The following is a 14,345-nucleotide window of genomic DNA, read 5'->3' as shown; positions in this document are numbered from 1 at the left end:
ACAAATATAATTTATTTATGCAATTAACTGTATTCTGTCAATGTTTTTTTTATTGTCTCAAAAGCAGACAATTTTAATTCTTTGGGAGATGCGGTCGGTTCGAGGATATCATTAAAATATACTTTTACTATTCCGGGATGACCTTGCGAATTGTCGAATGGGAAAATTTCCTTTAAACCAACAAATGTAAAAACAGCAATCGGAGAATTGTGTTTTGATGAAAGAGTGAATGCGCCATCTTTAAAATCATCCAGAATCACTGATGTATCATCCGGAACTCCGCCTTCAGGAAAGAGAACAATGCTGTTGCCTTCCTCCATTTTCTCGGCGCATCTTCTGTAAACATCTGCACGGCTTCTTGCACTTCCACGGTCTACCATCACACAGATTCTTCTGTAAATAGTACCGAAAATCGGAATTTTTTCCAGCTCTTTTTTTCCGACATAACACAGTGGATGGTTGGGAAAGAGAATGCAGGGAAGCATAATATCCATAATAGACGTGTGATTTGAGATAACAACGTACTGCTGGTTTCTCTCGATTTTTTTATCGGTAAGATTGATGAGTTCGTAGCGGAGACCCATTCCGTAAAAAACGCCGTAGCACCAGAAACGGATAAATTTGTAGGCATATTTGTAGTTCTTCTTGTTGTAGGATAGTATGTATACGGGAATTCCGAAAATTATTGTTAAAACAAATGCCAGAATAATCAGCCAGCCGCGCCAGAGGTAGTTGAGAACTTTTTTAAGTTTATCCATTAAATATTACTTTTTTCTTTACGGAATAATTCAAAACCGAAACCAAAAGAATCGCAGATATTTTACTTAAAATTTCCGGACTTAAAGTATAAATTATCAGATCAATATTATCTTTAAATACAAAACTGTAGAAAATCTGGAAGAAAATAAGACTGAATATCGTGGAAATGACAGATATAATCATAAAATAAACAAATTCCTTTTTTTTGGAGTGTTTTCCCCGCTCAAAAACAAACCAGATACTCAGGAAATAATTGGTGATGATCCCGCTGGAGGTAGACAGTATATTACTTAAAGGAAAATGAATCCCATGAAAGTTTTTTTCTTCTGCTAATATTTGTGGCAGATAAGAACTGAATATTTTGAAACTTCCAATTTCCACCACTGCACTTAGCCCGCCGGCAATAATAAAAAAAAGCACCTGTTTCTGCCTGATGAGAATATCTTTCATAAGATTTTGCTGATGCTGCAAAGTTATAACTATATGTTAAACAGTAAAAAAAGATGTTAATTTTTTTTTTCGGTTGAAAATTATTTCTAAATTTAGTTTTCTGAATTAGAAAGTTACGGTCAGATATTAAATTTAGTTTCAGTCTTTTAAGACTGATGTTCTTTGATCTGATAGCGCTCGTTTTTGCATAATTCATTACCAAGACATTATCAAACAAAAATAAATATTTGTATGGAACGGCAAAACAAATACAGGAAATTTCAGCTGCAGCAAAACAAAATTGAAGATTTGGAAAGAGAAAACTCCCGGTTTAAAAGAGTCTATTCTGAATACGAAAATCTGTCTGACGATCTCTGGAATCTCGAAAATTCTGACAGCCAGGCTGTGCCTGATGATTTCATTGATGCAATGATTTTACAAACCTCCTATCTCGAAGACGAAATTCAGGACTGGCTGATGCAGTATAATGAAACTTCAGACACGGTTCAACAGTAGGATTATTGTTGAAAAGTCATTGCTTCCCATCAAACTATCTCAATATAAATTCATAATTTAGCGCCTTTAAACTAAATAGAAATATGGTTGCTATTGTTGATAGTGGTTCTACAAAATCTGATTGGGTAATCCTGGACGACTTTAAAAATGTCTTCCTGAAAACCGAAACTATCGGTTTCAACCCAAACTTTATCAGCAAAGAACTCATTGTTCCCGAAATTGAAAAAAACACCAGTTTACAGTCTGTTAAGAATTCTATCACCAGGATTTTTTTCTATGGTTCAGGCTGTGGTGTGAAACAAAACTGCGACACCATAGAGCAGGAAGTTGGCAAAGTTTTCATCAACGCAGAGATTACTGTGAAAGAAGACCTTTATGCTGCTGCTTACGCTGCTTACGACGGCAAACCAACGATTGTCTGTATTTTGGGAACAGGTTCAAACTCATGTTATTTTGATGGAGAAAATCTGAATATAAAACTTCCTTCCTTAGGTTATCTGATGGGTGACGAAGGAAGCGGAAGTGCCATCGGAAAACAGCTGGTACGAAGATTCTTTATGCAAAAGCTTCCTCAGGATTTACATTCACAATTTCAGGAAATTTATGGTTTAACGATTGATGAGGCATTGCAGAATATGTATCACAAAACAAGACCAAATGCCTATCTGGCAGATTTCAATAAATTTGTTGTCGAAAGAAAAGACCATCCCTATTTCCAGAATATGGTTTTGGAAGAGATGAAAAATTTCTTCGATTATCAGGTTCTTCCTTATGAAGAATCAAAAAATGCCGAGATCAATTTCATCGGCTCCATCGCTTATTATTACGAAGATATTTTGCGTTCTGCAGCCGCAGAGCTCGGATTAAATGTGGGTCACGTTGTACAGAAACCTATTGAGAGTTTGGTCAACTATCACATTCAATATATATTATAATCAAAAAATTAATTTATGTCAAATAAAACTCATCGCGACGAGAAAAATTTTAATCAGGCCGCGTTAGATTATCATAAAGCAGAACCGAAAGGTAAAATTGAAGTCATTCCTTCAAAACCCCACTCATCACAGAGAGATTTGTCTTTGGCATATTCTCCGGGGGTAGCAATTCCATGTCTGGAAATTGAGAAAAATCCTGAAACAGTATACGATTACACAGGAAAAGGAAATTTGGTTGCTGTAATTTCAAACGGTACAGCGGTTCTTGGTTTGGGAGACATTGGTGCCGAAGCTTCTAAACCTGTAATGGAAGGCAAGGGACTTTTATTTAAAATTTTCGCAGACATCAATGTTTTTGATATTGAAATTGACGAGAAGGATCCCGACAAATTTATTCAGATTGTAAAAGGTATCGCTCCTACTTTTGGAGGTATTAACCTTGAAGATATCAAAGCTCCTGAAGCTTTTTATATCGAACAGAAATTAAAGGAAGAATTGGATATTCCTTTGATGCACGATGATCAGCACGGAACAGCAATTATTTCTGCTGCAGCATTAATCAACTCACTTCAGATTGCCAACAAAAAAATTGATGAGGTAAAAATGGTAGTCAACGGAGCGGGAGCTGCGGCTGTTGCCTGTACCAATCTTTATATTTCTCTTGGTTTGAAGAGAGAAAATGTACTGATGTGCGATTCTAAAGGTGTAATTAATCACAAAAGAGAAAATCTTACCCCTGAAAAAATAGATTTCGTTGCTCAGACTGAGCTTGAGACTTTGGAAGATGCTGTAAAAGGTTCAGATGTATTCATCGGTTTGTCTAAAGGAAATGTGATGACTCCTGAAATGCTGTCAAGCATGAACGAAAATCCTATCGTCTTCGCATTGGCAAATCCGGATCCTGAAATTGCTTATGATCTGGCGCTTTCTACAAGAAAGGATGTCATTATGGCAACAGGCAGAAGCGATTATCCTAACCAGGTAAACAACGTTCTTGGTTTCCCTTATATTTTCCGTGGAGCACTGGATGTTCAGGCAAAAGGAATTAATGAAGAAATGAAATTGGCTGCCGTTCATGCGATTGCTGATTTGGCCAAAGAGCCCGTTCCGGAAGCGGTTATTTTAGCTTATAATGTTAAAAATTTACAGTTTGGAAGAGAATATTTCATTCCAAAACCTTTTGATAACAGATTAATTACCAAAGTTTCAAGTGCTGTTGCTAAAGCGGCAATTGACAGTGGAATTGCCAGAAAAACCATCGCAGATTTCGACGAATACGAAACTCAGCTTCTAGACAGAATGGGAAGAGATGAGAAATTGGTAAGAATGATGCAGAACCGTGCAAAAGCAAACCCTAAGAGAATTACTTTAGGAAATGCTGAAGAATACAACGTTCTGAAGGCGGCTCAGATTTTATATGAAGAAGGAATTGCCCATCCGATTCTTTTGGGAGATAAAAAGTATGTGAAGGAGCAAATGGAGAAATTCGGAATTGATATTGATGTTCCGATTATTGATCCAAGTGATGACGACCAGAAAGAAAACCGTAAAAAATACAGAGAAACCCTTTGGAAACTCCGTCAGAGAAAAGGGATGAACGAGTATAAGGCAAAAAGATACGTTCGCCAGAGAGATTATTTCGGGCCTTTGATGTTGAAGCACGGCGATACAGATGGTTTGATTATTGGTTTTTCTAAAAATTATGTTTCTACTTTAAGACCTGTTTTGGAGGTAATCGAAAAAGATAAAGGCGTAGACAAAGTTGCGGCAATGATGATGATTTTATCTGAAAAGAAACCTATTTTCTTCGCAGATACCTCTATCAATCAGAATCCTTCGGCTGAAGATTTGGTAAATATTGCTAAGATGGCAGAGCATACCGTAAAATCTTTCGCTATCGAACCAAGAATTGCGATGTTAGGTTTTGAAAACTTCGCTGCGATTTCTGATACTTCCAAAAAAGTGGCAAAAGCAGTAAGCATTCTTCATGAGAAATTCCCTAAGATGGTGGTGGACGGAGAAATTCAGCCGGATTTTGCGATGAATGCTGATCATTTAAGTGATTACCCATTCTCAAAATTAGGAACAACTCCGGCAAATACATTCATCTTCCCGAATTTGGAATCTGCCAATTTATCTTACAAAATTATCAGAGGAATGAAGGTTGCACAAGTAATCGGACCAATCCTGATGGGGCTGAAACAGCCTGTTCACGTTTTACAGATGCGTTCAAGTGTCGATGAGATTGTGAATCTGGCGACAGTTGCGGTTTTGGATGCACAGAGAAGAGAGGGTAAAAAATAGATGCACAAAAGTCCCAAAGGGACGATTTAACAAGGATAGGATGCAATCCTGTCAATAAAACGTATAAAAAGGCGAGCGGAATTTGTAGAATTCGGTTCGCCTTTTTGTTTTCAAACAGTATTTTTTATTCTGTTAAATTTATTTTGAAGTTTTTCGTTTTTAAGCTGAATTATTGCCGTTGTAATGACAAAAAAAGTTAAATATCATTCGTGTGTTAAATGAATTTATTACTTAGTTTAATTTACTATATTTGGGAGTTATAAAAATTGATAATGATATTTTCTTTACAGGGAACCGTTCAGGAGCTTAGTCCCACTTATGCCGTGATCAATGTGGGCGGTGTTGGCTACTATGTCGGCATCAGTTTGATGACCTCCCAAAAGCTGGTTTTCAACAAAGAATCTTCCCTTTTTATTCAGCAGATTATCCGTGAGGATGCACATTTGCTCTTTGGTTTTAATACCCGCGCAGAGAAGGAAATGTTTAATCTACTCATCAGTGTGAATGGGGTAGGAGCCGTTTCAGCGCTTATTCTTTTATCTACTTTAAATCTCGAAGAAATCGCAACAGCAATCCTGTCTGCCAACAGTGCTTTGATCCAGAAAGCCAAAGGCATCGGTGCAAAAACTGCTGAAAGAATCATCGTAGACCTTAAAGATAAAGTACAGAAATTCAAGGTTGAAGGCGAAGACATTTCGGCTGTAGTGAATAATAAAACCAAGGAAGATGCGTTATCAGCATTAGAAGTTTTGGGAATTCCAAAAAGGATGAGCGAGAAAATCGCAGACCGCATGATCAAGCAGAATGCAGACATCACAACGGAAGAACTCGTGAAGCAAATTTTAAAAAATATTTAAGGGTTGGTGAAAAAGATTAGTTTTCTCAATATATTTTCGGTCTTATTTTTCCTGTTCGTTTCGGGTGGCGTATTTGCGCAGCAGGAACCTACAGGATTTACTATTAAAAAAGACTGGCAGGTAGAAGATCCTACCTACTACGAAGCCTATTACGACATCAAAACCGGAATGTACTTCGTCTATCCCAAGATAGGCAATACCATTACCGGGCCATACGTCGCAATGTCGCCTCAGGATTACAAAGAGTTTATGGATGCCCAGCAGGCAAAATCTTACTACAAAGACAAATCAAACAGATACAGTCTTATGTTCCGTAAAGATAAAGCTGAAGCCGCAAGACTGGGTTTAATACCTTCTTTAACCATCAACAACAGGCTCTTCGAAGCGATGTTTGGGAGTAATAAAATCGAAATTATCCCTTCCGGATACGCTTCCTTTGACTTTGCAGGTCTGTATCAGAAAATTGACAATCCTTTAATTTTGCCTCAAAACAGAACGAGTTTTACCTTTGATATCGACCAGAGAATTCAGTTGGGATTAATTGGAAAAGTAGGTGAAAATCTTCAGTTAAAAGCCAATTATGATACCCAGAGCGGTTTCGCTTTTGAAAACAGAATGAATCTTGTTTGGCAGTCAAAAGGAACATGGAAAGATCTTCAGACTAAAGGATTAAATGACGTCAACAAACCAAGCGCCGGAGGTGAAGATAAGATCATCAAAAGAATAGAGTTCGGTAACGTCAATATGCCGCTTTCTACCAGTTTGATCCGTGGTTCAGAGTCACTTTTCGGGATAAAATCTGAGTTTCAGCTTGGTAAAACTTTCGGAACCGTAGTGATGTCTCAGCAACAGGGTGAGGCGAGAAACATCGTTGTACAGGGCGGCGGTGTGATGAATACGTTTAAAATAAACGCCATAGATTACGAAGACAATCAGCATTATTATATCGGGCATTATTTCCTTAATAATTATGATAATGCTTTACTGAATTATCCTCAGATCAACTCAAGAATCAACATTTCAAGAATGGAAGTCTGGGTTTTGGATCAGGGAAATTCTAATCTTGCGTATCAGAAAAGTATCGTGGGAGTCAGAGATTTAGGAGATGGCCCATCAGGTCTTCCGGATAACAGCCAGAATAACATTTACGGAGCAGTAACATCACTTGGGCCGGGAATTAGAAATCCGGATCAGACGTACAGTACAATTAACGGCCAGGTTCTACCCAATTCAGTAGGCGGAACGGAAGCTTATGGTGATGGCGAGCAGTTCATCTACAACAGAAAAGCAAGAAGATTAACCACAAGTGAATATTCATTTCATCCTCAGTTAGGGTATATTTCATTAAATCAGAGACTGAATGATCAGCAGTTACTGGCTGTATCTTACTCATACACCGTCAACGGAACCAATCAGGTTTATAAAGTTGGGGAATTCTCAGAAGAAAGCCCGGTTTTGATTACCAAATTACTGAAGCCGAATACAACTGTGAAAACTACGTCCCCAATGTGGCAGTTGATGATGAAAAACATCTATGCCCTGGATGCTGGTCAGATTGAGCAGGATGGATTTATCTTAAACGTTCTTTACCGGGATCCTAAAACAGGAGGTAAGGTCAATTACCTTCCGGGTACATCAGTTGCAGATATCAATTTATTGAAATTGGTAAACTGGGACAGGCTCAACCTTAATGGCGATTTACAGTCTAGCAACGGTGTTTTAGGCGACGGGATTTTTGATTTTGCTGAAGGAATTACGGTAAGAAAAGATTTTGGGAAACTGATTTTCACCAAAGCCCAGCCTTTCGGAAGTCACATGCAGAGCGTTTTAGGTTCAAATGATCCACAGTATGTATTTTCAGACCTTTATTCTCAACAGAAGCAGGTAGCAAGTGCAAGTAATCTTGCCCAGCGGTACACTTTAGAAGGCCGTTACAAAGGAGCGCAGGGACAGGGGATTTCTCTTGGAGCCGTCAACGTGCCACAGGGTTCTGTGAAAGTTTCAGCCAACGGAGTTCAGCTTACAGAAGGGGTAGATTATACCGTAGATTATATGCTGGGATCTGTAACAATTATTAATGAAAACGTAAAACAGTCCGGACAGGCAATTAATATTTCACTTGAAAATCAGTTGACCTTTAATACGCAACGTAAGCGATTTTTAGGGTTAAATTTAGAAAGAAGAGTCAGCGAAAACTTTATTTTTGGCGGAACAGTGGTTAATTATTCTGAATCTCCATTAACCCAAAAGGTAAATTATGGTCAGGAAGCGGTAAACAATACCATGGCGGGAGTGAATATGTTGTACAACAATCAGCTTCCGTTTTTAACAAGACTTACAGATAAAATCCCTGGTATCAACACTGAAGCTCCATCAAATCTGAATTTCAGAATGGAAGGCGCTTATCTTATTCCTGGTATTAACAAAGGAACAAATGATCAGTCTTACGTTGACGATTTTGAACAGACAACATCGAAGATTTCTTTAAAAGAACCTACCGCATGGAGTTTAGCTTCAAAACCGGAAAAAAATCAAAACTACCCAATTTTCAACGGAGCGGGAGTAAATAATGATATCACAAACGGGTACGGAAGAGGCCTCCTTTCATGGTACAACATCGACCCGAGATTTTGGGGTGTGGGAGGAAGAGCTCCTGAAGGAATTACAGCGCAGTCGGTTTCCAATCACGCTTCAAGAAGGGTTCAGTTTTCTGAAATTTTCAACAACAGAGACTTCGTAGCCGGTGAGCAGACGTTTACCAATACATTTGACGTTTCTTATTATCCAAACGAAAAAGGACCTTACAACGTCAACCCAAATACAGAAACCACGCAAGAGAGATGGGCGGGAATTATGCGTCCGATAAGCGTTTCCAACTTCATCAATTCAAATATTGAATATGTTGAATTCTGGATGATGGATCCTTATGCAGATAACAGACCTTTGAGTCAGCCAGGTGGCGCTCCGAAATTATTATTGCATTTAGGAAACGTTTCTGAAGATATTCTCAAAGATGGTTTGATGCAGTACGAAAACGGTCTTCCGGTACCATCGGCGCCGTCTACTACCACCAATTCAAACTGGGGTATTCAGCCAAAACAACCTCCTATTTTATATGCTTTCTCTACTGAAGGTACAGACAGAACTGCTCAGGATTTAGGATATGACGGTTTAAGTTCGGATCAGGAAGCGGCACGTTTCGGGAACACTTTTGTGAATCCGGTTACCAATTTATCTGACCCTGCTGTTGATGATTTCGTGTTTTATCTTTCTACAAGATTTACAGGAAATCTGGCTTCTTCACTGGTTCAGCGTTACAAGTATTTCAGAGGCCCTGAAGGAAATTCAGAGAGCAATTCTCTTGAAGTAGCTTCTCAGACTCCGGATGCAGAAGATATCAACCGGGATTACAATTTGGATCAAAGTGAAAACTATAACGAATATGTGGTAAACCTTGATCAGGCAAGTTTAACTTTAGGACAGAACAATATTGTAGATGTAAAAACCGTTCAGGCAACTTTCCAGAATGGCCAGACAGATGATGTAAAATGGTATCTTTTCAGAGTTCCGGTTAATAAATACAACGATCCGAATGCAGGCGGAGATAAAGATCCCTCTATCCTGAATAACGTGCGTTTCGCAAGAATGCTCTTAACAGGTTTTGACAATGTTTCAACCCTGAGATTCGGAACCATGGATCTGGTGAGATCAGACTGGAGAAAATATCCTAATCTGATTGCTGCACCACCCGCAGTTACCACTACCGAAGGTAATACAGGAGCTCTCACAATGAATGATAATTTCGAAGTGGGGAGTGTAAACATAGAAGAAAATGCTTTAAACCAGCCGCCATACGTTTTGCCTCCAGGTATAGACAGACAGGTTTTAAGCGGAAACGCTGGCGCTCAGAGACAAAATGAATCTTCATTATATCTGAAAGTAAGAAATCTGGGTAACGAAGCTAGAGGTGTTTTTAAAAATACTACGCTGGATATGAGAAGATACAAGAAGCTGAAAGTTTTTGTACATGCACAGAATCTTGATACACCGGCAGATTCAGATTTAGATCCTAATGTGAAATTCTTTATCAGATTTGGTAGTGATGCTTCAGATAACTATTATGAATACGAATCTTCTGTAAAATACACCCCCAGAACGGCTACGTCACCTATGGAGATCTGGCCATCTGAAAATGAGGTGAATCTTGATATCCAGAATTTTGTTGATGCTAAAATCAGAAGAGACCGCGACTTTCCTACAGGTATTGTAGACAGAAGAGAAGACACGCAGTTTGGTGATGATAACAAGAAAATCTACGTCAAAGGCCGTCCAAGCTTAGGGAACATTACAACAGTTATGATTGGGGTGAGAAGTAATCTGAGAGGTGATATTCTAAACAACGGAAGAGTTCTTTGGGTAAACGAAATGCGTCTTTCAGAAATAGAAAATGACGGAGGATATGCCGGAAATGCAAGCTTAAATTTCAACCTTGGTGATTTTGCAACCGTGAACACCAGTGCGTCTTACTCATCAGTAGGTTTTGGAAATATTGATTCTAAACCTGCCGAAAGAAGTCAGGCAACGCAATCGGCTTTCAGTATCAATACCGCGATCAACGCAGATAAATTCTTACCGGAAAAAACGGGTATTAAAATCCCTGTAAACTATTCTTATTCACAAACCATCGAAGATCCGAAGTACAATCCTCTGGATACCGATGTAGAATTCAGCAAAGCTCCCAATAAGGAAGAGCTTAAAAAAGTAGCGCGTACTTACACCCAACAGAGAAGTTTGGGAGTTGTAAATATGCATAAGGAAAGAGTAAATCCGGATAAAAAACCTAAATTCTATGATGTAGAAAATATTTCGGTAACTGCAGTTTACAACGATGATCATTACAGAGATATTTACACCAAGAAAAACTACAGACAGTATCTGAGAGGATATGTAGATTATAATTATCAGTTTAAACCTTGGGTGGTGAAGCCATTCAACAAAATGATAAGCGATACTGCAAAATCGTATAAATATCTGAAATGGGTGAAAGAATTTAATTTTAACCCAGTTCCTACAAGATTATCTTTCAGAACCGAAATCGACAGAAATTATAACGAACTTGAATTCAGAAATGTAGAAGCAATCTTGAGTGGAAATCCAGGAAATGATTTCGCAGCCATTAAAAACAGAAACTTCTATTTTGGATGGCAGTATGGTTTAGGATTTAATTTTACCAAATCTTTAAAACTTGAAATCAACTCGGCAACAAGAACTTTAAATGATCAGGTGGACGTCAATACGATGGATAATTCTTCCATCTTTGGAAACGTTTTCCGTGCAGGAAGACCGGTATTATACAATCACAGAGTTCAGCTGAATTATAAACTTCCGTTCCAATATCTTCCGTATTTAGAATTTATTGATGCTGAGGTAGGTTATGGTTTCACATACAACTGGAATGCGAGATCAACAGCTTTATTGTCAAGTCCTGAGGGAAGTTTAGGGTCAATCGGTCAGAATACAAATGTTATTCAGGCTAATGCCACAGCCAATATTCCGCAATTTTTCGGACAGTTCAGTTACTTTAAAAGAATTACCGAAACTTTAGGAAAAAGAAAAAGAGAGACAGATTCTTTAAATACAGCTTACACGCAGGCATGGGAGAAAAAAAGATATGCTTATAAAAAGTATAAGTACAAAAATAAACTTACTGCACTGCAGGGTGCAGCATTTTTCCTCACTTCATTCAAGCAGTTGGATGTTACCTATTCTGAAACCAATGGTACTGTGATTCCTGGTCTGATATCCGCACCAAACTGGTACGGAGTAGGGCAGACGTTGGGTGGTCCTACTGTAGGTTTCCTTCTTGGTTCGCAGGCAGATATCCGCAGAACGGTGATTGAAAACGGCTGGGTAAGCACCTCCGACCTCATGGTGGATCCCTATGTTCGGCTTTCTACACGTGATCTCCGGGCAAACCTGCAAATGATGCCGGTTAATGATTTGAGAATTGATTTTAATGTTATTCAAACCTATAACAGAAACTTCTCGCAGACTGGGTTTAATTACAGAGACGGCTTCGGCAACGCAAATCCTAATCTGACATTTGCTACAGACTTAATCAGCTATTCCAATTCTGTGAATACCGTTAAAACTTCCTTTCAGGACGGTATGGCAGTGTATGCAGCCATCAGACAGAACGCTCAGGCGATTTCGCAGCAGATAGGCGGCACTCCGGGAGCGGATGGTTTTGCTCCGGGGTACAGTATTGCCAATGCTTATGTTTTAATTCCTGCATTCCGTGCAGCTGTAGAGGGCAAATCTCCAAAACAGATCGGCAATGCAAGAAAATCCGGACTTCCGTTCCCGAACTGGAGAATCACATGGTCTGGTTTAAAAAATATTCCGGTAATCAATGGTCAGTTCACCAAGTTTGATATCCTTCACAGCTACAATGCAACTTATACGGCAACTGGAGTACAGTCAAGCATCGATTATTTCAATAATCCGGGAAGCTTCGATATTAACGGAGACCGCATCAATCCGTTCACATTCTCGCAAGTGGGTTACGTAGAATCTTTTGCACCGCTTGTAGGAATAGACGTGACGATGAGAAACAATATGCAGTTCGGAATTCAGTACAACAGAAACAGAATGTTGTTGCTGGGTCTTGTAAATCACACCTTAACAGAAGATTCAAATACAGAATATGTAGTCCGTCTTGGTTACATCGTAAGAAACTTCAGATTAGGGAATGCAGGTGGAGGAGGCCCTAATAATAAAGGAGCAGACTTAAATATCAGAGGAGATATATCCCTTCGCGACAGCCGCACAAGCATTATGAATATTTTATTGGATGATTCTCAGGTGACCGGAGGACAGCGTTTGATGAACATTAAATTATCTGCAGACTACAACGTTTCACAAAACCTGAATCTCGCAGTATTTTATGAGCAGATGACTTCCAGATACAAAATATCAACAGCCTTCCCGCTGTCAACCGTAAGAGCAGGTCTCAGAGCAACCTTCACCTTCGGAGACGCAGGAGGTTTCTAAAACAATTTATATTCACAAAAAATCCCTTTCAAAAAAAACTGAAAGGGATTTTTTATTGAGCATCGATCGAAAAGAATTTACGTATTTGCTTAAGACTGAACTAAGATTCTACTCTTTCATCAAATCTAAACTTTGTTGCAGCAAAAACCTTTAAATATAAAACGTCAAACCACAACTCAAATAAAATGTTCTCAAATAAAAACCCTTACCTTCCTTAAACCTTAAACCTTAAACCTTAAACCTTAAACCATAGACCCGCACCCCGCATCCCGAACCCGCGCATCCCGAACCCCCAACCCCACAACCCAACAAAAATGAAATTTTCTTTTGACCATTCACCAATTTTAAATTAAATTTGTCACTATAAAAAATTAAAAATGAATACACCTGCAGAACTAAAGTACACCAAAGACCACGAATGGATCAGGATTGAAGGAAACGTTGCCACTATCGGTATCACAGATTTCGCACAGGGCGAGCTGGGCGACATCGTTTACGTAGACGTTGACACCGTGGACGAAGATCTTGAAGGGCAAGCCGTTTTCGGAAGTGTAGAAGCAGTAAAAACGGTATCAGACCTTTTCCTACCAATCGCAGGGAAAGTAATAGAATTCAACGCCGAGTTAGAAGACCAGCCGGAGTTACTGAACTCAGACCCATACGGAAACGGATGGATCATCAAACTTGAGCTTGCAGAAGGTGCAGATCAGTCAGAATTGCTTACTGCAGAAGAATATCAGGCTGTCATTGGATAATTACAGAACAATATTTAATAAGATTTTGCCCATTTATTGGGCATTTCTTACTTTTATGCTCCTCAAGCCGGGCCAGGAAAACCATGAATATTGGTTTATGTTCAGCGGCATAGACAAAGTTTTGCACCTGAGCATCTTTGCAGCTCTGGGATTTCTTTTCATTGCGTCCTTTCCAAAAATAAAATTCGGCTACTACATTCAGATCATACTCATTTACGCCTTCCTCACAGAAATCTTACAGGAAGAAATGCACCTCGGCCGCTCCATTGAAACCCTCGACATCGTCGCAGATACCCTGGGCTGTCTTATCGGATACTATACCTATAAATATATTGCAACAAAATTCTAAAAATATTTATCACTGCTCTCGCACACACGCACACACGCACATACACATATACTCTCTCACACACTCTCTCTCTCTCTCTCTCTGACCCTCAAATTCCCAACCCTCTCACCTTCCAACTCTCCCACAATTTTTTCAGGAGCTTATTCCCGCTGTCCACTATATCTTTTGCTCTTCGTTCCTCATCACAAAAGGATGCCGTTTCCATCGGGGCTAGTAACTAGGATAGCTTTTTAAGAACTGTTTTATTTTGATAAGCAGTAAGCAATAAGCAATAAGTAATAAGTAATAACGTAATTTCAGGAGTTTTATTTATAGAACGTCTTTAGAAATCCAATCACGAATCCACAACTTTTACCACACCTAGCCAGCGCGTTAAACAATTATGTTA

Annotated in this window: 9 protein-coding genes; 7 read left to right on the top strand and 2 right to left on the bottom strand. The window is 39.0% G+C overall.

What is annotated here, in order from left to right:
* Nucleotides 1-23: 23 nt before the first annotated feature.
* Both ASG31_RS00045 and ASG31_RS00040 read right to left on the bottom strand, forming a co-directional pair.
* Nucleotides 24-758 carry a lysophospholipid acyltransferase family protein gene (locus ASG31_RS00045; protein ID WP_056026332.1) on the bottom strand — a complete coding sequence of 245 codons (735 nt, stop codon included), beginning with the start codon at nt 756-758 and terminating at the stop codon, nt 24-26.
* Nucleotides 751-1,209: a GtrA family protein gene (locus tag ASG31_RS00040; RefSeq protein WP_056026329.1), complete on the bottom strand. Its 459-nt coding sequence runs from the start codon at nt 1,207-1,209 to the stop codon at nt 751-753. The genes ASG31_RS00045 and ASG31_RS00040 overlap by 8 nt, the downstream gene beginning before the upstream one ends.
* A 231-nt stretch (nt 1,210-1,440) precedes the next feature.
* Here ASG31_RS00040 and ASG31_RS00035 point away from each other — a divergent pair, with 231 nt between their 5' ends.
* The 7 genes from ASG31_RS00035 to ASG31_RS00005 all read left to right on the top strand — a co-directional run bounded on the left by ASG31_RS00035 (nt 1,441) and on the right by ASG31_RS00005 (nt 13,957).
* Nucleotides 1,441-1,704, top strand: a complete 264-nt coding sequence (locus tag ASG31_RS00035; RefSeq protein WP_056026326.1) for a hypothetical protein — start codon at nt 1,441-1,443, stop codon at nt 1,702-1,704.
* Nucleotides 1,705-1,787: 83 nt separating this feature from the next.
* On the top strand, nt 1,788-2,639 hold the full coding sequence (locus tag ASG31_RS00030) for a BadF/BadG/BcrA/BcrD ATPase family protein (RefSeq protein WP_056026322.1): 852 nt from the start codon (nt 1,788-1,790) through the stop codon (nt 2,637-2,639).
* Between the two features lie 15 nt (nt 2,640-2,654).
* On the top strand, nt 2,655-4,943 hold the full coding sequence (locus ASG31_RS00025) for an NADP-dependent malic enzyme (protein WP_056026319.1): 2,289 nt from the start codon (nt 2,655-2,657) through the stop codon (nt 4,941-4,943).
* A gap of 272 nt (nt 4,944-5,215) precedes the next feature.
* Nucleotides 5,216-5,800, top strand: coding sequence for a Holliday junction branch migration protein RuvA (gene ruvA, locus ASG31_RS00020; protein WP_056026315.1), 585 nt, complete (start codon nt 5,216-5,218; stop codon nt 5,798-5,800).
* Between the two features lie 6 nt (nt 5,801-5,806).
* The gene (gene sprA, locus ASG31_RS00015) at nt 5,807-12,853 is read left to right on the top strand and encodes a cell surface protein SprA (RefSeq protein WP_185113184.1); all 7,047 of its coding nucleotides are present in this window, start codon (nt 5,807-5,809) and stop codon (nt 12,851-12,853) included.
* Between the two features lie 377 nt (nt 12,854-13,230).
* Nucleotides 13,231-13,608: a glycine cleavage system protein GcvH gene (gcvH, locus tag ASG31_RS00010; RefSeq protein ID WP_056026310.1), complete on the top strand. Its 378-nt coding sequence runs from the start codon at nt 13,231-13,233 to the stop codon at nt 13,606-13,608.
* A 25-nt stretch (nt 13,609-13,633) separates the two neighbouring features.
* Nucleotides 13,634-13,957, top strand: coding sequence for a VanZ family protein (locus ASG31_RS00005; protein WP_056027985.1), 324 nt, complete (start codon nt 13,634-13,636; stop codon nt 13,955-13,957).
* Nucleotides 13,958-14,345: the final 388 nt, after the last annotated feature.

Origin of the sequence: Chryseobacterium sp. Leaf404 (assembly GCF_001424145.1) — a bacterium.
In the GTDB taxonomy this organism is placed as follows: domain Bacteria; phylum Bacteroidota; class Bacteroidia; order Flavobacteriales; family Weeksellaceae; genus Chryseobacterium.
This window is presented reverse-complemented; position numbering and strand designations above follow the sequence as displayed.

Excerpts from the sequence above, each read along its gene's own strand:
- ASG31_RS00045 (WP_056026332.1), bottom strand. The coding sequence starts at position 758 with ATGGATAAACTTAAAAAAGTTCTCAACTACCTCTGGCGCGGCTGGCTG.
- ASG31_RS00030 (WP_056026322.1), top strand. The coding sequence starts at position 1,788 with ATGGTTGCTATTGTTGATAGTGGTTCTACAAAATCTGATTGGGTAATC.
- ASG31_RS00035 (WP_056026326.1), top strand. The coding sequence starts at position 1,441 with ATGGAACGGCAAAACAAATACAGGAAATTTCAGCTGCAGCAAAACAAA.
- ASG31_RS00040 (WP_056026329.1), bottom strand. The coding sequence starts at position 1,209 with ATGAAAGATATTCTCATCAGGCAGAAACAGGTGCTTTTTTTTATTATT.
- gcvH (WP_056026310.1), top strand. The coding sequence starts at position 13,231 with ATGAATACACCTGCAGAACTAAAGTACACCAAAGACCACGAATGGATC.
- ruvA (WP_056026315.1), top strand. The coding sequence starts at position 5,216 with ATGATATTTTCTTTACAGGGAACCGTTCAGGAGCTTAGTCCCACTTAT.
- ASG31_RS00025 (WP_056026319.1), top strand. The coding sequence starts at position 2,655 with ATGTCAAATAAAACTCATCGCGACGAGAAAAATTTTAATCAGGCCGCG.